At 46.8% G+C, this 17,919-nt stretch carries 11 protein-coding genes; 9 read left to right on the plus strand and 2 right to left on the minus strand.

Annotated features, from left to right (window positions below):
- Nucleotides 1-176 precede the first annotated feature (176 nt).
- The 5 genes from rpoB to NE671_RS12715 all read left to right on the plus strand — a co-directional run bounded on the left by rpoB (nt 177) and on the right by NE671_RS12715 (nt 11,913).
- On the plus strand, nt 177-4,034 hold the full coding sequence (rpoB, locus tag NE671_RS12695; RefSeq protein WP_021652198.1) for a DNA-directed RNA polymerase subunit beta: 3,858 nt from the start codon (nt 177-179) through the stop codon (nt 4,032-4,034).
- A gap of 17 nt (nt 4,035-4,051) precedes the next feature.
- Nucleotides 4,052-7,750, plus strand: a complete 3,699-nt coding sequence (gene rpoC / locus NE671_RS12700) for a DNA-directed RNA polymerase subunit beta' (RefSeq protein WP_015526299.1) — start codon at nt 4,052-4,054, stop codon at nt 7,748-7,750.
- A gap of 98 nt (nt 7,751-7,848) precedes the next feature.
- Nucleotides 7,849-9,798: a serine/threonine protein kinase gene (locus NE671_RS12705; protein WP_015526298.1), complete on the plus strand. Its 1,950-nt coding sequence runs from the start codon at nt 7,849-7,851 to the stop codon at nt 9,796-9,798.
- Nucleotides 9,799-9,828: 30 nt separating this feature from the next.
- On the plus strand, nt 9,829-10,644 hold the full coding sequence (locus tag NE671_RS12710) for a PP2C family protein-serine/threonine phosphatase (protein ID WP_173740510.1): 816 nt from the start codon (nt 9,829-9,831) through the stop codon (nt 10,642-10,644).
- A gap of 42 nt (nt 10,645-10,686) precedes the next feature.
- Nucleotides 10,687-11,913, plus strand: coding sequence for a hypothetical protein (locus tag NE671_RS12715; protein ID WP_015526296.1), 1,227 nt, complete (start codon nt 10,687-10,689; stop codon nt 11,911-11,913).
- 68 nt (nt 11,914-11,981) lie between these two features.
- Here the strand turns inward: NE671_RS12715 and NE671_RS12720 are convergent, their stop codons facing one another.
- Nucleotides 11,982-13,136: a serine hydrolase gene (locus NE671_RS12720; RefSeq protein WP_173740512.1), complete on the minus strand. Its 1,155-nt coding sequence runs from the start codon at nt 13,134-13,136 to the stop codon at nt 11,982-11,984.
- A 21-nt stretch (nt 13,137-13,157) separates the two neighbouring features.
- Entirely contained in the window at nt 13,158-14,183 is a 1,026-nt protein-coding gene (locus NE671_RS12725; protein ID WP_243113494.1) for an N-acetylmuramoyl-L-alanine amidase family protein, read from the minus strand.
- 176 nt (nt 14,184-14,359) lie between these two features.
- Here NE671_RS12725 and NE671_RS12730 point away from each other — a divergent pair, with 176 nt between their 5' ends.
- The 4 genes from NE671_RS12730 (at nt 14,360) to cysK (ending at nt 17,556) form a co-directional block, all read left to right on the plus strand.
- Nucleotides 14,360-14,680: a PadR family transcriptional regulator gene (locus tag NE671_RS12730; protein WP_015526294.1), complete on the plus strand. Its 321-nt coding sequence runs from the start codon at nt 14,360-14,362 to the stop codon at nt 14,678-14,680.
- A complete protein-coding gene (locus tag NE671_RS12735) occupies nt 14,677-15,390 on the plus strand; it encodes a DUF1700 domain-containing protein (RefSeq protein ID WP_173740513.1) in 714 nt (237 codons plus the stop codon). The genes NE671_RS12730 and NE671_RS12735 overlap by 4 nt, the downstream gene beginning before the upstream one ends.
- On the plus strand, nt 15,383-16,393 hold the full coding sequence (locus NE671_RS12740) for a DUF4097 family beta strand repeat-containing protein (RefSeq protein ID WP_173740514.1): 1,011 nt from the start codon (nt 15,383-15,385) through the stop codon (nt 16,391-16,393). The genes NE671_RS12735 and NE671_RS12740 overlap by 8 nt, the downstream gene beginning before the upstream one ends.
- Before the next feature lie 230 nt (nt 16,394-16,623).
- Nucleotides 16,624-17,556 (plus strand): cysteine synthase A, encoded by a 933-nt coding sequence (gene cysK / locus NE671_RS12745; RefSeq protein ID WP_022427027.1) that lies wholly within the window; start codon nt 16,624-16,626, stop codon nt 17,554-17,556.
- The last annotated feature ends 363 nt before the right edge of the window (nt 17,557-17,919 follow it).

Here is a 17,919-nt window from a genome sequence, read left to right on the forward strand (position 1 = left end):
TATAGAAGGAACAGAATCTTTTTTTTGAAAAATGTAAAAAAATCAAAAAAAGTGCTTGACACACTTTTTTTCTTATGTTAAAGTGGAGGATGCTATATTATGGCTAGATATGCCTGCCTAAAGGTCAGGCGGGATCATGTTGTAATAAATAATAAAAAAACAGGGGTGAAACGTCAATGGAAAAAAACAGAATTCGTTCTGTAAAAACTGGAAAAAGCATGCGTATGAGCTACCAGAGACAAAAAGAAGTCCTGGAAATGCCAAACCTGATCGAAGTTCAGAAAGATTCCTACCAGTGGTTTCTTGACGAAGGTTTAAAAGAAGTATTTGATGATATTTCTCCGATCGCAGATTACGGCGGAAAGCTCAGTCTGGAATTCATCGATTTCACATACGATGAAAAAGATGCAAAATATTCCATCGAGCAGTGTAAAGAACGTGACGTGACTTATGCCGCACCTTTGAAGGTTCGAGTAAGGCTGATCAATAAGGAAACAGAAGAGATCAACGAACACGAGATTTTCATGGGAGATTTACCGCTGATGACAGCTACGGGTACCTTTGTTATCAATGGTGCTGAGCGTGTTATTGTCAGCCAGTTAGTACGTTCCCCTGGAATCTACTACGCGATCGCTCATGATAAGCTTGGTAAGAGACTGTTTTCCAGTACTGTAATTCCGAACAGAGGTGCATGGCTGGAGTACGAGACAGATTCAAATGATGTATTTTATGTACGTGTAGACAGAACAAGAAAGGTTCCGATCACTGTTCTGATCCGTGCACTGGGCATTGGAACCAATGCTGAGATCATCGATCTGTTTGGTGAAGAGCCAAAGATCCTTGCCAGCTTTACAAAGGATACCTCCACAAACTATCAGGAAGGTCTCCTTGAGCTGTATAAGAAGATCCGTCCGGGCGAGCCGCTTGCAGTAGAGAGCGCAGAGAGCCTGATCATGGCAATGTTCTTCGATCCGAGAAGATATGACCTTGCCAAAGTCGGACGTTATAAATTTAATAAGAAGCTTCATTTCAATAAACGTATCGTAGGCCACAAGCTTTCCCAGGATGTTGTAGATACAACAACAGGTGAGATCCTTGCTGAGGCTGAGACACTTGTTACAAAAGAGCTTGCTGATACATTACAGAATTCCGCAGTTCCGTACGTATGGATCCAGGGTGAGGAGAGAGAGATCAAAGTTCTTTCTAGCCTTATGGTTGATATCCGTCACTATCTGCCGGAGCTTGAGGATCCGAAGTCCCTGGGTGTTACAGAATTAGTATACTACCCAGTGCTCGAAAAAATTCTGGAAGAAAATGACACATTTGAGGACAGATGTGATGCGATCAAACGTGATATCCACGACCTGATCCCGAAACACATCACCAAGGAAGATATCCTTGCGTCCATTAACTACAATATGCATCTGGAGTATGGCCTTGGTAACGATGATGATATCGACCACCTGGGCAACCGTCGTATCCGTGCTGTCGGTGAGTTGCTTCAGAATCAGTACCGCATCGGTCTTTCCAGACTTGAGCGTGTGGTACGTGAGAGAATGACAACACAGGACACAGAGAGTATTTCTCCGCAGTCCCTGATCAATATCAAACCTGTAACTGCAGCAGTAAAAGAGTTCTTCGGTTCTTCCCAGCTGTCACAGTTCATGGATCAGAACAACCCGCTTGGAGAGCTGACTCACAAGAGAAGACTTTCCGCACTGGGACCTGGCGGTCTGTCACGAGACAGAGCCGGATTCGAGGTTCGAGACGTACATTATTCCCACTATGGAAGAATGTGCCCGATCGAGACTCCTGAGGGACCGAACATCGGTCTTATCAACTCCCTTGCATCCTATGCAAGGATCAATCAGTACGGCTTCGTAGAGGCTCCGTACAGAAAGATCGACAAAACAGATCCTTCCAACCCGCGTGTAACCGATGAGGTTGTATACATGACAGCGGATGAGGAAGATAATTACCATGTAGCACAGGCGAATGAGCCGCTGGATGAAGAGGGACACTTCATTCATAAGAACGTTTCCGGTCGTTACCGCGAGGAGACACAGGAGTACGAGCAGCACATGTTCGATTACATGGATGTATCTCCGCGAATGGTATTCTCCGTTGCTACAGCCCTGATTCCGTTCCTGCAGAACGATGATGCGAACCGTGCGCTGATGGGATCCAACATGCAGCGTCAGGCCGTTCCGCTTCTTACAACAGAGGCTCCGGTTGTTGGTACAGGTATGGAGACCAAGACAGCTGTTGACTCCGGTGTATGCGTTGTTGCAAGAAAAGCAGGTACAGTACTTCGTTCCACATCTACAGATATCTCTATCAAGAATGATGACGGAACAAAAGATGATTATCATCTGACTAAATTCATGCGAAGCAACCAGAGCAACTGCTACAACCAGAGACCGATCGTGTTCCAAGGTGAGCATGTTGAGGCAGGACAGGTTATCGCGGATGGCCCGTCTACATCCAATGGTGAGCTTGCACTTGGTAAGAACCCGCTGATCGGATTTATGACCTGGGAGGGTTATAACTACGAGGATGCTGTTCTTCTTAGTGAGAAACTGGTACAGAATGATGTTTATACATCTGTCCATATTGAGGAATATGAGGCAGAATCCCGTGATACCAAGCTGGGACCGGAAGAGATCACACGTGACGTTCCGGGTGTCGGCGATGACGCTCTGAAGGATCTGGATGAGCGCGGTATCATCCGTATCGGTGCTGAGGTACGTGCCGGTGATATCCTTGTCGGTAAGGTTACTCCTAAGGGAGAGACTGAGCTTACTGCTGAGGAGCGTCTCCTTCGTGCTATCTTCGGTGAGAAGGCAAGAGAGGTACGTGATACTTCCCTTAAGGTACCGCACGGTGAGTATGGTATTATCGTAGATGCCAAGGTATTTACAAGAGAGAACGGCGATGAGCTGAGCCCTGGAGTAAATCAGGCAGTACGTATTTATATTGCACAGAAGAGAAAGATCTCCGTTGGTGATAAGATGGCTGGTCGTCATGGTAACAAGGGTGTCGTTTCCCGTGTACTTCCGGTTGAGGATATGCCATTCCTTCCAAACGGACGTCCTCTTGATATCGTGCTGAATCCTCTGGGTGTACCTTCCCGAATGAACATCGGACAGGTCCTGGAGATCCACTTGAGCCTTGCTGCCAAAGCACTTGGCTTCAATATTGCAACACCTGTATTCGATGGCGCAAACGAGGTTGATATCCAGGATACTCTGGAGCTTGCCAACGATTACGTTAATACGGAAGACTTTGAGGAATTCCGTGAGAAATATAAAGACATCCTTGCACCGGATGTTATGCAGTATCTCGATGAGAATAAAGCTCACAGAGCACTCTGGAAGGGCGTTCCGATCTCCAGAGATGGTAAGGTAAGACTTCGTGACGGACGAACAGGCGAGTACTTCGACAGCCCTGTAACGATCGGTCACATGCACTACCTGAAGCTGCATCATCTGGTAGATGATAAGATCCATGCACGTTCCACGGGTCCATACTCCCTGGTAACACAGCAGCCTCTGGGTGGTAAAGCTCAGTTCGGTGGACAGCGTTTCGGAGAGATGGAGGTTTGGGCACTGGAGGCATATGGTGCTTCCTACACACTGCAGGAGATCCTGACAGTGAAGTCTGATGATGTGATCGGACGTGTTAAGACCTATGAAGCGATCATCAAAGGTGACAACATTCCTGAGCCAGGTATTCCTGAGTCCTTTAAGGTACTTCTTAAAGAGCTTCAGTCTCTTGGTCTGGATGTACGTGTGCTCAGCGAGGACGGATCAGAGGTACACATTATGGAAACCTCTGATTACGGAGATACTGATCTTCGTCATGTCATCGAGGGCGATTCCAGAGGACGCAGAGATGAGGAGTCCTTCGGTAAACACGGCTACACCAAGCAGGAGTTCAGCGGAGAAGAGCTTGTCAATGTAGAAGAAGATGAGGACATGGAAGACGAAGATGATATGATCGAGTTTGAAGAGTCCTTTGATGATGAGGAATAAGAAAGGGGAAAGAATACATGGCAGAAACAACCAACGCCAATGAAACATATCAGCCAATGACTTTCGATGCCATCAAGATCGGACTGGCGTCCCCTGAGAAGATCAGAGAGTGGTCACACGGTGAGGTTTTAAAACCTGAAACGATCAACTACAGAACCTTGAAGCCTGAGAAGGATGGTCTTTTCTGTGAAAGGATTTTCGGACCGAGCAAGGACTGGGAGTGCCACTGTGGAAAGTACAAAAAAATTCGCTATAAAGGCGTTGTCTGCGACAGATGCGGTGTTGAAGTAACCAAATCTGCCGTTCGTAGAGAGCGTATGGGACACATCGAGCTTGCAGCTCCGGTGTCTCATATCTGGTACTTTAAAGGAATTCCGTCCCGTATGGGTCTGATCCTTGATATTTCTCCGAGAACACTGGAGAAAGTGCTTTACTTTGCTAACTATATCGTTCTGGATCCTGCAGATTCCGGACTTATGTACAAACAGGTACTCACCGAGCGTGAGTACCAGGAAGCACGTGAGTCTTACGGAGAAGGATTCCGTGTAGGTATGGGTGCCGAGTCCATCATGGAGCTCCTTCAGGCTATCGATCTTGAAAAAGATTCTGAAGAACTGAAGGCAGAGCTTGTGGATGCAACAGGCCAGAAACGTGCAAGGATCATCAAACGTCTTGAGGTTGTGGAGTCCTTCCGTGAGTCCGGCAACCGTCCTGAGTGGATGATCATGACCGTTATCCCGGTTATCCCGCCGGATCTTCGTCCTATGGTACAGCTGGACGGAGGACGTTTTGCAACATCTGACCTGAATGATCTTTACAGAAGGATCATCAACAGAAACAACCGTCTGAAAAGACTTCTGGAGCTTGGTGCTCCGGATATCATTGTCCGCAATGAGAAGCGTATGCTGCAGGAGGCTGTAGATGCCCTGATCGATAACGGACGCCGCGGACGTCCTGTAACAGGCCCTGGAAACAGAGCTCTGAAATCCCTTTCCGATATGCTGAAGGGTAAATCCGGACGTTTCCGTCAGAACCTTCTCGGTAAACGAGTTGACTATTCCGGACGTTCTGTAATCGTCGTAGGACCTGAACTGAAGATCTATCAGTGTGGTCTTCCGAAGGAGATGGCTATCGAGCTGTTCAAACCTTTCGTTATGAAAGAGCTTGTTGCCAACGGAACTTCCCACAATATCAAAAATGCCAAGAAAATGGTAGAGAAGCTTGAGCCGGCAGTATGGGATGTCCTTGAGGACGTCATTAAGGAGCATCCGGTTATGCTGAACCGTGCACCTACACTGCATCGTCTGGGTATCCAGGCATTCGAGCCGATCCTTGTAGAAGGTAAGGCGATCAAGCTTCATCCGCTTGTTTGTACCGCGTTCAACGCTGACTTCGATGGTGACCAGATGGCTGTACATCTTCCGCTTTCCCAGGAAGCACAGGCAGAGTGCCGTTTCCTTCTGTTATCACCGAACAACCTTCTGAAACCGTCAGATGGTGGTCCTGTAGCCGTTCCTTCACAGGATATGGTCCTTGGTATCTACTACCTGACACAGGAAAGACCTGGAAACAAGGGTGAGGGCAAATTCTTTAAGAGTGTCAACGAGGCAATTCTTGCATATGAGAACAAGGTCATCACACTCCAGACAAAGATCATTGTCCATTGTCATAAGACAATGCCGGACGGAACTGTTTTAAGCGGCAATGTTCAGTCCACACTGGGACGTTTCCTGTTCAACGAGATCCTTCCGCAGGACCTTGGATTTGTGGACAGAAGCGTACCTGGAAACGAACTGCTTCTTGAGGTTGATTTCCTTGTAGGTAAGAAACAGCTGAAGCAGATCCTTGAAAAGGTTATCAATACTCACGGTGCAACAAAGACAGCCGAGGTACTTGACTCCGTTAAGTCTATGGGTTACAAATACTCCACACGTGCAGCCATGACCGTATCTATTTCCGATATGACCGTGCCGCCGCAGAAGCCGGAGATGATCAAGCAGGCTCAGGATACTGTTGACCGTATCACAAAGAACTACAAACGTGGTCTTATCACAGAGGAAGAGCGTTACAAAGAGGTTGTTGATACCTGGAAGAAGACCGATGATGAGCTTACAAAGGCACTTCTTACAGGTCTTGATAAGTACAACAACATCTTCATGATGGCTGACTCCGGAGCCCGTGGTTCCGATAAGCAGATCAAACAGCTTGCCGGAATGCGAGGACTGATGGCTGATACAACCGGTCATACCATCGAGCTCCCGATCAAGTCAAACTTCCGTGAAGGTCTTGACGTACTGGAGTACTTCATGTCCGCTCATGGAGCTCGTAAAGGTCTTTCTGATACCGCTCTTCGTACAGCCGATTCCGGATACCTGACAAGACGACTTGTTGACGTATCCCAGGATCTGATCGTTCGTGAGGCGGACTGCTGTGAGAACAGAGCAGAGATCTCCGGTATGGTCGTTCGTGGATTCATGGACGGAAAAGAAGAGATCGAGAGCCTTCAGGAGCGTATCACAGGACGTTTCTCCTGTGAGACAGTTAAGAATAAAGATGGAGAAATCCTTGTTAAAGCAAACCACATGATCACACCGAAGCGTGCAGCCCGTATCATGAAAGAGGGCGTAAGCAACCAGACAGGCGGACCGATCGACAAACTGAAGATCCGTACCATCCTTTCCTGTAAGTGCAAGGTTGGTGTCTGCGCAAAATGTTATGGTGCGAACATGGCTACCGGTGAGCCGGTACAGGTTGGTGAGTCTGTTGGTATCATCGCAGCACAGTCTATCGGTGAGCCAGGTACACAGCTGACCATGCGTACTTTCCATACCGGTGGTGTTGCCGGTGGAGATATCACACAGGGTCTTCCTCGTGTCGAGGAGCTTTTTGAGGCAAGAAAGCCGAAGGGTCTTGCAATCATCACAGAGATCCCAGGTGTTGCCACGATCAACGACACTAAGAAGAAACGTGAGATCATCGTAAACGATCCGGAGACAGGCGATTCCAAGACTTACCTGATCCCATACGGTTCTCGTATCAAAGTCCTTGACGGACAGGTTCTTGAGGCCGGCGATGAGCTGACAGAAGGTAGTGTAAATCCGCATGATATCCTGAGAATCAAGGGTGTGCGTGCAGTTCAGGATTACATGATTCGTGAGGTTCAGCGTGTATATCGTCTGCAGGGTGTTGAGATCAACGATAAGCATATCGAGGTTATCGTTCATCAGATGCTGAAGAAGATCCGTATCGAGGATAACGGAGATACAGAGTTCCTGCCAGGAACACTTGTTGATGTCCTTGATGTTGAGGAAGTTAACGAGAAACTTGAGGCAGAGGGCAAACAGCCGGCAGAGGGCAAACAGGTTATGCTTGGTATTACCAAAGCATCCCTTGCTACAAACTCCTTCCTGTCAGCAGCATCCTTCCAGGAAACAACAAAAGTCCTGACAGAGGCTGCTATCAAAGGTAAGATCGATCCGCTGATCGGTCTGAAAGAGAACGTTATCATCGGTAAGCTGATTCCTGCAGGTACAGGTATGAAGCGTTACAGTGAGATCAGTCTTGACACAGGAATGCCGGAGGTAAAAACAGCTTCCGAGGAGCCTGAGGATACAGAGGAAATTTCCGTAGAGGAAGAGAAGACTGAGACTGCTCCGGAGGAAGAGACCATTGCTGTTGAAGAGACAGCAGAGGAAACTGCACCGGTAGAAGAATAAGTCGATATACCTTGCTAATATAAATAAATCTCCCCCCGGAAATCCGGAGGGAGATTTCTGTTTATAAGCAGGGATTTTCTGAGAGAGGAGGGATTGCGATGGACAAGGAACTGCCAATTTCCCCGTGGCCGGAATGGAAGATCGTAAGCAAGATCGGGGAAGGCTCTTTTGGAAGAGTGTATAAAGCTCAGAGAACTGAGAAGGGACGTTCTTTTTACTCGGCAATTAAGATAATCACAATCCCCGCCAGTAAAGGGGAGCTGGACAGTGTGCGCTCAGAATCCGGTGATGAAAAATCTGTCCGCGGTTATTTTGAAAATCTGGTGGAGGAGTGCATTCAGGAAGTAAGCACCATGGAGTATTTCCGGGGAAATTCCCATATTGTATCTGTAGAAGATTACAAGGTGATGGAATATCTGGACGAGATCGGATGGGATATTTTTATCCGCATGGAATATCTCACAAGCTTCATGGAATATTATGCGGGAAAAAATCTCACAGAAAAAGAAGTGATGAAGCTGGGTATCGATCTTTGCAGATCACTGGAATACTGTGGGCAGCTTCACATCATCCACAGGGATATCAAACCTGAGAATATTTTTGTATCCAGGTTCGGGGATTTCAAGCTGGGGGACTTTGGAATCGCCAGAGAACTGGAAAAAACCATGAGTACCCTTTCCAAAAAGGGAACTTATTCCTATATGGCGCCGGAGATGTACAGGGGAGAACAGTACGACAGCAGAGTGGACATTTATGCACTTGGCCTGGTGTTATATAAACTGATGAATCATAACAGGCTTCCGTTTCTGAATCTTGAAAAACAGCTGATCACATACAGAGATAAGGAGAACGCACTCACGAGGAGGATGTCAGGCGAAACACCGCCACCCCCTGTGGATGCAGGAGAGGCTTTCGGCTCCGTTATCTTAAAAGCCTGTGCTTATGATGCAAAAGAACGATATCAGACTCCTGATAAGTTTCGGGAAGCACTGGAAGAAATCCGGTATGGAGCGGCAAACAGAGAACAGGGAGTTCATGAGAAACCGAAACCAGTGGAGGAAAGACCTGTTCCGGAGTCCATGCCGAAGTTTCTTCAGGAGGGTGCAGCCAGACAGCTGGCAAGAACGAGTCAGCTGAATACGGATGCGATCCGTCAGGCACGTAAAAATCCTGTGCCGGTATCCATACAGCCGGATAAACCGATAGCCGGAGAAATAGCAAAAAATGCAGCCCGGAATACGCCAAAGGCTCAGAGCACAATACAGAAGCCTCAGAAATCTGCATCCGGAAAAACAGCATCCGAAAAGGATAGCCTGTCCGGTTATCCGTCAGGACGTTCCCGTCAGTCAGATCCCGGTATAAGAAAAACCGGAGCTGTAAAGCCCAGAGTTACCTCTATCACAGATCTGGAAGACGACCGTGACCAGAATCTCCAGGAGTGGGAAGGATCCGTGCCAGAGAATGATGGAAATGACGATGACAGAAGGAAACGGAAAGGTATTTTCAGAATGCTTATAACAGCCGGGATCCTTGTTGTGCTGATCGGCGGGATCCTTGCGGTACGAACGATACGGAAACCTGTGGATAACGGGGAACCTTCGTATACAGATTCCGATGATTCTGATGCTCTGAACAAAGGAAATTTCGGTACTGCAGACAATTCGGATAAAAGTTTCGCACAGGCAATGGAAACGATACGTGACCATGCGACAACCATAGAAAATGCTCTGGACAGCTATAGACGTGAAGGTACAGAGGGGGATCGCCTGCGCTTTTATAATGGATCAGGAGAGATCGCCAAAGTACTTGTATATCCCGGCAGTTCCGCAGATGGCGTTTATGAGGAATATTTTTACTGGGGCGAGCAGATGTTTTATACTTATGTATGGGACGGAGATGAGAAGCAGTATTTTTATTATCAGGACGGCCTTCTGATCCGATGGATCGATGCAGATGGTAAGGTTCATGATAAAGAGAGCGATAACGACAAATATGTAGAACTGGGAGACAAATACTGGAGTAATTCTGTAGTGGAGCTTCAGCAGTAATGTCGAAGGGTTTTTACGAAAGGAAAAAGAATGGCCTATCAGATTGATTATGCGTATACATGTCACACCGGAAAGGTGAGGACAAATAATGAGGATAATTTCTGGTGCTGCGGAGTGCGCCTGCCGGTGCACAACCAGGGGGTTGACGGAATCCTGGCAGGTCATACACAGCACTGGCAGCTTCCAATGCTGGCTGTTTTTGACGGCATGGGCGGAGAAAGCTGCGGTGAAATGGCAGCTTCTGCAGCTGTGGAAGCGCTGGGAGGCTTCTATGAAGAAAACAAAAAGACCTTGAAAAAAGAGCCTGTGGTTTTTCTGACAGGAGCCTGCGAAAATATGAATGAGGCAGTATGTCGCTACAGCAATGAAAACGGTATCAGAAGCATGGGAACAACCATGGCACTTTTGTCTTTCAGTGAAAAGGCGATCTATGCCTGCAACCTTGGGGATAGCCGTATCTACCGTCATTTTCAGGGGAAGTTCCAGCAGATTTCCACGGACCATGTGATCGGCGGAAAAATGCTGGGAAAAGCTCCGCTGACGCAGTATCTGGGCTTTCAGGAAGAAAACATGGCACTGGAGCCTTCTATCGTGGAGATCGGTTATCAGCCGGGAAGCTCGTATCTGATCTGTTCAGATGGAGTGACAGACATGCTTTCTGATCAGGAGCTTCAGAAGATCCTTGACGGGACAGAAACCGCAGAAGAAAAAGTAGGTAAGATCCTGGAACAGGCATTGGAAAGAGGCGGCAGAGATAATGTGACACTGGTCCTTGCACAGATCAGCGGCTATGAAGAAAAAAATATTCTCAAACGCTGGGCAGAGCGCCACAGTACCGGACGGTAATAAACCCGGGGAGTAAGAAAAGGGATAAGGAGAAAATTTGCGATGAGAAATCGAATGCAGGATCTTGATTTTGAACAGACAGTTGCCTTCGATTCAGTGAAGGACTTTGAATTTACAAGAAAGGCAGCACAGAAGTTCCGCCAGGTTGTCAGTCTGGATTCCTTTGAGGATGAGGATGCAGATGTTATTTTTCATTATCTTTACAAGGAGATGGAACTGGTTTCCTTTGGTGACTATCTGAAACGATATGTGTATGAGCGTGCAGAGCTTGAGGAGCCTTTTTCCCAGGTGCCGCAGGAAGTCTACAGAGAGATCGTTGTGGAATCCTTCAAGGAAACCTACACACCGAAATCCATGTCACCTACATCAGCCAAGCTGAGTTCTCTGGTGAATAATTGGCTGACTCAGGCATCTGTGAAGCGTGAAACAGTTTTTCTGCTGGGGTTCGGACTTCGGATGAGTACAGAGGATGTTTCAGATTTTCTGACCCGGGTGCTTCGTGAGCAGGATTTTGATTTTCATAATCCGGAAGAAGTGATCTACTGGTATTGTTACCGGAATCATCTTGGCTATTATAAAGCGGAGGAATATAAAGAAACCTACAAACAGATGACTCCGGTGGAAAAAAAGACCGGAGAGATCGTGTATGGCACAGGGCTTTGTCTGGACAGTGAAGAAAAGCTTCTGGAATATCTGGCTTTTCTGAAAGGAAGACATGATGATCCGAAATCAGAGAAGAGCCAGGCTTTTCAGGAATTTATGATCCTTCTGGAGCGGGCAAGGAAGATCATTGCAGCCATGTATCAGGAAGATGAGGAAGAAAACGGTGGCAAAAAGATCTGGAAGCCTGAGAATATCAGTGCTTCGGATCTGGAAAAGGTTATCTGCAGCGGGATCCCCATTAATAAAATGGGAAATCTCAAAAAGATGTCCGCATCCATTCTGGCAAAGCATTTCAGCCAGAAGCGCTTCAGCCGCCAGAGGATCAACAATATCCTGAACCATAAATTTCCGGTGGAGCGGTTTGATCTGATCACGCTGGAGTTTTTTGTAATCTCTCAGGAGATGGCAGAGGATGATCCGTATACGAGATACCGCCATTTCCTGGAGGAGATCCAGGAGATCCTGGCCCGCTGCGAAATGAGTGAGATCTACATAGTGAATCCATATGAGTGCTTTCTTCTGATGTGCCTGCTGACAGACTGTCCGCTGGCAGTATTTTCCGAGATTTGGGAAAAATCCTATGAAGAGGGAGAAGAAAAGAACTGAAAAAAGGATGATGCGTTTCGGTGACGCATCATCCTTTTTTTGTCCGATCCGGTAAGTCTGTTATTTTGTTATTCGTTATAGTATCCATAGATCGCACGGCTGTCCTGTGCGATGGTGTTCTGTGCAGCAGAGGTATCGTTAAGATCCTGTGACATAAAGCAGACTACCAGGTCGATCCCCTTTGCAGTGTCATAGATGATGCCGACATCGTTTTCTACGTGATCCAGTTCACCGGTTTTGTTGGCAACCTTTACCTCGGAAGGCATCTGAGCCGGGATCTTGTTTTTCCTGGTCTGCATTTTCAGAAGACGATACATATATTCGGCTCCTGCCAGAGTATCATTGTTATCGGTAGCAGTACCCTTGTCGATCTGATAGATGGTCTTCAGAAATTTTCCACAATCCTTTGCGGAAGTGTAGTTATCCCCATTGGAATTATCTGCAAGAAGAAGACGTCCCATGGAAGTGCTGGTGTATCCGTGATCCTGACAGAATTTATTCACACGGGCCATTCCGGCTGTGTTATCCCCGCCGCCAAGATAATTGACAAGTGTATTGGCAGCATCATTGTCGCTGACTGTGATCATGGAGTTCAGTGCATTGTCCAGCTGATCCTTGCTGTATTTGGAGGAAAGACTGTCATAATCCTCATATACAGCACCCATGATATAGAGCTTGATCAGGCTGGCAGCCTGCATCTGCTGATCATTGATGGTACCTTCGGTATTTTTTGCAAGATTGCATACATATACGGACCAGGTTCCGTTATCGGTGGGAAGAAGAGACTGTACCTGATTCAGAAGGTTGTCCATGCTGGAATCCGAATTGTCTGTGAAAGTGCTTCCGCTGGATGGAGAAAGAGTTCCTTCTTCCTGAGTGGAAGAAGAACTGTCCTTGCTGCCAGAAGATTCGGAAGAATCGGAGGCTGCAGATGTATCTGTGGATTCTTCCTGTGCGGAAGGACCCTGGACCTCAGTTGAAGATGCTGCGGCAGCAGCGCTGGAAACGGTAGGATCATCAGGATAAAGAGCATCCAGCTGATCGGCTTTGCTGCTGAGCTCAGCGGCAGAATCAGAAACCTCCTGCACACTTTTCTGCAGCTTGTTAACTTTTGTCTGGAGAGATGCAAGCTTGTCCAGGGAGCGGACATTCAGTGCCCCAAGTCCTGCCAGTGCGATGACAAGCACTGCGATCACAATATATAGAAATGTATTTTTTTTCATATATAAACAAACTCCTTTTTATTATTGGAAATAAGCATCGATTCCATTGGCGATCCCCTCTGCCATAGTCTGCTGGAAGGAGGAATCCGCCATTTTCAGATCATCGCTCTGGTTGGTCATAAATCCCATTTCCACAATCGTCACCGGGATCGTGCTCCAGTTAATACCTGTCATGGAATCTGTGTAGATGATCCCGCGGTTCTGGAAGCCGGTAGCTGCGCAGTAGGAATCCACAATGCATTTGGATAGTTTGTTGGAACTGTCATAGAGACTGGAAACATAAGGATTCTGCTGGGACGGACACATGGTCAGAGCACCGGAGACATCTGCAGAATCATCCCCGTTTGCATGGATACGGACACAGATCTCCGCACCCTGGGAAGCGACCAGCTCTGCACGCTCCTTGTTGCTGATAGCGGTATCATTGTCTGTCCTTGTCATTATTACCTGGTATCCACGCTGTTCCAGGATATCCTTAAGCAGAAGAGAAACGTCCAGATTCAGCTGATACTCCGGGAGACCGCTGAAGGAGCCTCTGGTTCCGGTGGAAGCCTTGGCCTTCATGGTGGAGGAACCGGGGCCGTTCGGCTCTGTGGCGCTCATATCAACATTTTCACTCTGATGTCCGGGATCGATCCCGACAATATGGCCGTTGTTGGAAGCAGAAGAGGTATCATTACCGCCATCGGTGAATCCCTCACCACCGGCTTCACTGAAAACAGAGGGTTTGGTCGTTTTCTGACTGTTTTCGGCTTCCGGTGCCCGTTCATGTTCAACGGTGTTGTTTTTGACAGCTTTTTCTGTCTGTGCCCGCTGCTGCAGGTATTTGTTGGCTGCCTGTTTCTTTTCGATCTTGGCTGTATAAAGTTCGATATCCTCTTTCATGGATTTCTGCTTTTTCTGGACCGGTTTGATCACAGAGGTCATTTTCTGGTCAACGGCATCGATCTTCCGGTAGGTTTTATAGCTGAGTCCAAAAAGTAATCCAATACAGATAAGACCCGTTAAAAACAGGACGATCGCCATCAGACGGGGCTTTTTTTCCATAAGCTCAAGTCCTTTCTGGGTGAGTATTTTGTATTTGTAAATATTATAAAGAAGGAGTCTGGAAAAAGCAATTGCGAAATTGTGCTTGACAACAGGAAAAAGTGTGGTACTATATATGTAAAATAATTATATATAAAAATTTTATATATAAAATAATTATATAAAGAGGTGTGCCTATGTATTATTATCCGGTGTCTGCAGTGCTGACGGAATGCCTGATCCTTTCTGTTGTAGAGCAGCAGGATTCTTACGGATATGAGATCAGCCAGACAGTGAAGATGGTAGCTTCTATCAAGGAATCCACATTGTATCCGATCCTTCGCAGACTGGAGACGGATGGTTATCTGACAACTTATTCAGAGGAATTTCAGGGACGGAAACGTAAATATTATTCCATCACAGAAGACGGACGGAAGCAGCTGGAATATTTGAGGAAAGAGTGGAGAGAATACCGCGATACTATAGACGATATTGTGGAAGGGAGACTTCGAAAATGACAAGAAAAGAGTATATGGAGCAGCTGAAGAAATATCTGAAGCGGCTTCCAAAAGAAGATTATGACAATGCCATTGAGTATTTTTCGGAATACTTCGATGAGGCTGGACCTGAGAATGAACAGCAGGTTATGGAAGAACTGGGACAACCTAAAGAGGCGGCAAGGGAACTGCTTCTGAACCTTTTACAGGAGAGTGTTGGTGACAGTAAAGACATCACCGAGGAAAAAACAGCAGCTTTGCCGGCAGCAGGTTCATATTACGGAGAGAGCTCCCATGCACATAGCCGGACAGATTCAGGAAACCTGAGTACAACAGGGTACAGTACATCCGCAGGAAAGAAGCGTTCCCCCGGAAAGATCATTCTTCTCGCATTTCTGGTGATCTGTGCATCGCCGGTGAGCATTGCACTGCTGTTTGCAGGCCTTGCAGTACTGGCAGCAGTGGTGCTTGTCATCGCAGCAGTGATCTTTTCCATGGCAGTTACCGGGGTATCAGCAATTGCCGGAGGTATCGTGCTCACAGGTTTCGGCATGACATTGATCGCAAGATCTCTGGCAGCAGCCTGCATGATGGTCGGCAGTGGATTTCTGATGGCAGGTGCGGGAATCCTCGTTGGAGTACTTACCATATATATATGTAAATGGTGTGCAATGGGAATCGGCCGTCTGGTTAACAGACTTGCAAGAAAGAAGGTGCATAAGAATGAATAAGATTGCAAAAACAGTGCTGATGACAGGTACAGCACTCTGTGTAGCGGGAGTTGTTCTTTCCACAGCAGGATATTTTGCAGGGGGAAAAGATTTCACATATACTTCAGATCATATGTATGTATCCGGAGGAAATTCTTCCAGTCGTAAAAATCTTACAGTAATGAAAAAAGAACAGATTGATGATTTTACGAAGCTGAATGTGGATTTTGATGATTTTGATCTGGATATCCGTACCTCAGATGATGACCATTATTATATGGAATATAAGCTTGAGAAAAACGGGAGGAAAAATCCTCTGACCTGGAAGGATAAGGATGGAGAGCTCACGCTTGAGGAGTCTGCAGGCGGCAGTGGAAGTTATTATATAACCTATGATCTGGGGATATTCTCTACACATGCGGATCTGACAGAAACGAAAGATGCATTGAATACGGTTATTCTTTACATTCCGGAGAAGGCACAGCTTTCCGAAGCGGAGCTTCAGCTTTCCGACGGAGATCTTACTGCCGATCAGCTTTTGTGTAAAGAAATGACCCTGGAACTTCTCAATGGAGATCTGATGCTGGATAAGGGCGAGTTCGAAAAGTTTGATGCAAAGCTTTCCGACGGGGATCTGAATGTAAAAGAACTTCAATGTACAGATAACATGCAGCTGAAATCCGGAAACGGAGATGTGACCATAAAAAAGGCAGAGCTTGCAGATGGGCAGATAGCTCTCAGCGACGGAGATATTCAGATAGACAACAGCAGCTTTAACGGAGATATGAAGATCAATAGCTCTTGCGGTGATGTTTCTGTAGAAATGAAGAACGGCAGTGCAGAGAAAACCAATATTTATCTGAAAGCTACAGACGGAGATGTGGACACGGAGGGGCTTTCCAGGGGAAAAACCGACAATGAGGAAGACACCTCTGTTTATGAGAACAAGGCCGGTGCTTCAGCACCGACTTTAAATGTGGAATGCAGCGATGGGGATATTACATTAACAGAATCTGAAAAATAAAGAATATGAATATCCGCCTGACTATGCATCTGCTTGTAAAAATCCTAAAAAAGAATAAATGAAATTATATGAAGCGCAGGAGTTTTTCCGGAGAAAAATTCCTGCGCTTTTTGGCTGAAATGTATTGACAAATCCCTGTACTATGATATAATTCAATCAAATCACAGAAAACATATATAGTTACTAGGAAATAAGGAAATGGACATAAAGGAAATAAGGAGGATATCATCATGGGTAAAATTTACGGAAGCGCACTGGAACTGATCGGAAACACACCGCTTGTAGAGGTTAAGAACGTAGAGAAATCTGAGGGACTTGAGGCTACAGTACTTGCCAAGCTTGAGTATTTTAACCCGGCAGGAAGCGTTAAGGACAGAATCGGTAAGGCAATGATCGAGGATGCAGAGCAGAAAGGTATCCTGAAACCAGGCGCAACCATTATCGAGCCAACATCCGGCAATACAGGAATCGGACTTGCAGCCATCGCAGCTGCCAAGGGCTATAAGACGATCCTCACCATGCCGGAGACCATGAGTGTTGAGAGAAGAAACATCCTGAAGGCATATGGTGCAGAGGTAGTTCTCACAGACGGAGCCAAGGGAATGAAGGGTGCCATTGCCAAGGCAGAAGAGCTCGCCAAGGAGATTCCGGGAAGCTTCATCCCCGGACAGTTTGAGAACCCGGCTAACCCGAAGGCACATGCAGCAACAACAGGCCCTGAGATCTGGAATGACACAGACGGAAAGGTAGATATTTTTGTAGCAGGTGTTGGTACAGGCGGAACGATCACCGGTACAGGTGAGTATCTGAAGAGCCAGAACCCGAATGTGAAGGTAGTTGCTGTTGAGCCTGCAACTTCTCCTGTACTTTCTGAGGGAAAAGCAGGCCCGCATAAGATCCAGGGTATCGGCGCAGGTTTTGTTCCGGACACACTTGACACCAAGGTTTATGACGAGATCATCCCGGTAGAGAACGAGGATGCATTTGAAACATCCAAACTCCTTACCAAGAAAGAGGGAATCCTTACAGGAATTTCCTCCGGTGCAGCTCTCTATGCTGCGATCCAGCTTGCAAAACGCCCGGAGAACAAGGGGAAAGTGATCGTAGCACTTCTTCCGGACAGTGGAGACCGTTACTACTCCACACCACTGTTTACAAAATAATCGATCCGAAGACCGCTTCTTTTGCCCCGAAGCGTGATTCTGCGTGATTATTTACGGCGCTCCTGAATGCCTGTCCAAGCAGGCTGCCGGAGCGCCGGTTTTATTCTTGATTTCATCGAATTAAGTAAGCCCTCTGTGGGGCTGTGGTTATTGTTCACTGGTAAGGTCCCGCGAAAAGCAATAAGCAGTGTGTGGGGACTTGCTTGTATCTTGTAGCTTTTTCAGGTATAATAGAGAAAACAAACAAAACCTATTAACAATATAAAGAATAAAGTCTGCAAAGCAGATTCTGCTTCCTATGAAAGAAGATACAGGAAGCTGCCTGTGCATCACAGAGAAGGGTGCCGGTCATGGAATACAGAG

This window comes from Blautia sp. DFI.9.10, from assembly GCF_024461705.1.
Lineage (GTDB): Bacteria > Bacillota > Clostridia > Lachnospirales > Lachnospiraceae > Blautia_A > Blautia_A fusiformis.

What these genes read in the sequence shown, in the direction of transcription:
- rpoB (WP_021652198.1), top strand. Translation starts at nt 177, where the DNA reads ATGGAAAAAAACAGAATTCGTTCTGTAAAAACTGGAAAAAGCATGCGT.
- rpoC (WP_015526299.1), top strand. Translation starts at nt 4,052, where the DNA reads ATGGCAGAAACAACCAACGCCAATGAAACATATCAGCCAATGACTTTC.
- NE671_RS12705 (WP_015526298.1), top strand. Translation starts at nt 7,849, where the DNA reads ATGGACAAGGAACTGCCAATTTCCCCGTGGCCGGAATGGAAGATCGTA.
- NE671_RS12710 (WP_173740510.1), top strand. Translation starts at nt 9,829, where the DNA reads ATGGCCTATCAGATTGATTATGCGTATACATGTCACACCGGAAAGGTG.
- NE671_RS12715 (WP_015526296.1), top strand. Translation starts at nt 10,687, where the DNA reads ATGAGAAATCGAATGCAGGATCTTGATTTTGAACAGACAGTTGCCTTC.
- NE671_RS12720 (WP_173740512.1), bottom strand. Translation starts at nt 13,136, where the DNA reads ATGAAAAAAAATACATTTCTATATATTGTGATCGCAGTGCTTGTCATC.
- NE671_RS12725 (WP_243113494.1), bottom strand. Translation starts at nt 14,183, where the DNA reads ATGGAAAAAAAGCCCCGTCTGATGGCGATCGTCCTGTTTTTAACGGGT.
- NE671_RS12730 (WP_015526294.1), top strand. Translation starts at nt 14,360, where the DNA reads ATGTATTATTATCCGGTGTCTGCAGTGCTGACGGAATGCCTGATCCTT.
- NE671_RS12735 (WP_173740513.1), top strand. Translation starts at nt 14,677, where the DNA reads ATGACAAGAAAAGAGTATATGGAGCAGCTGAAGAAATATCTGAAGCGG.
- NE671_RS12740 (WP_173740514.1), top strand. Translation starts at nt 15,383, where the DNA reads ATGAATAAGATTGCAAAAACAGTGCTGATGACAGGTACAGCACTCTGT.
- cysK (WP_022427027.1), top strand. Translation starts at nt 16,624, where the DNA reads ATGGGTAAAATTTACGGAAGCGCACTGGAACTGATCGGAAACACACCG.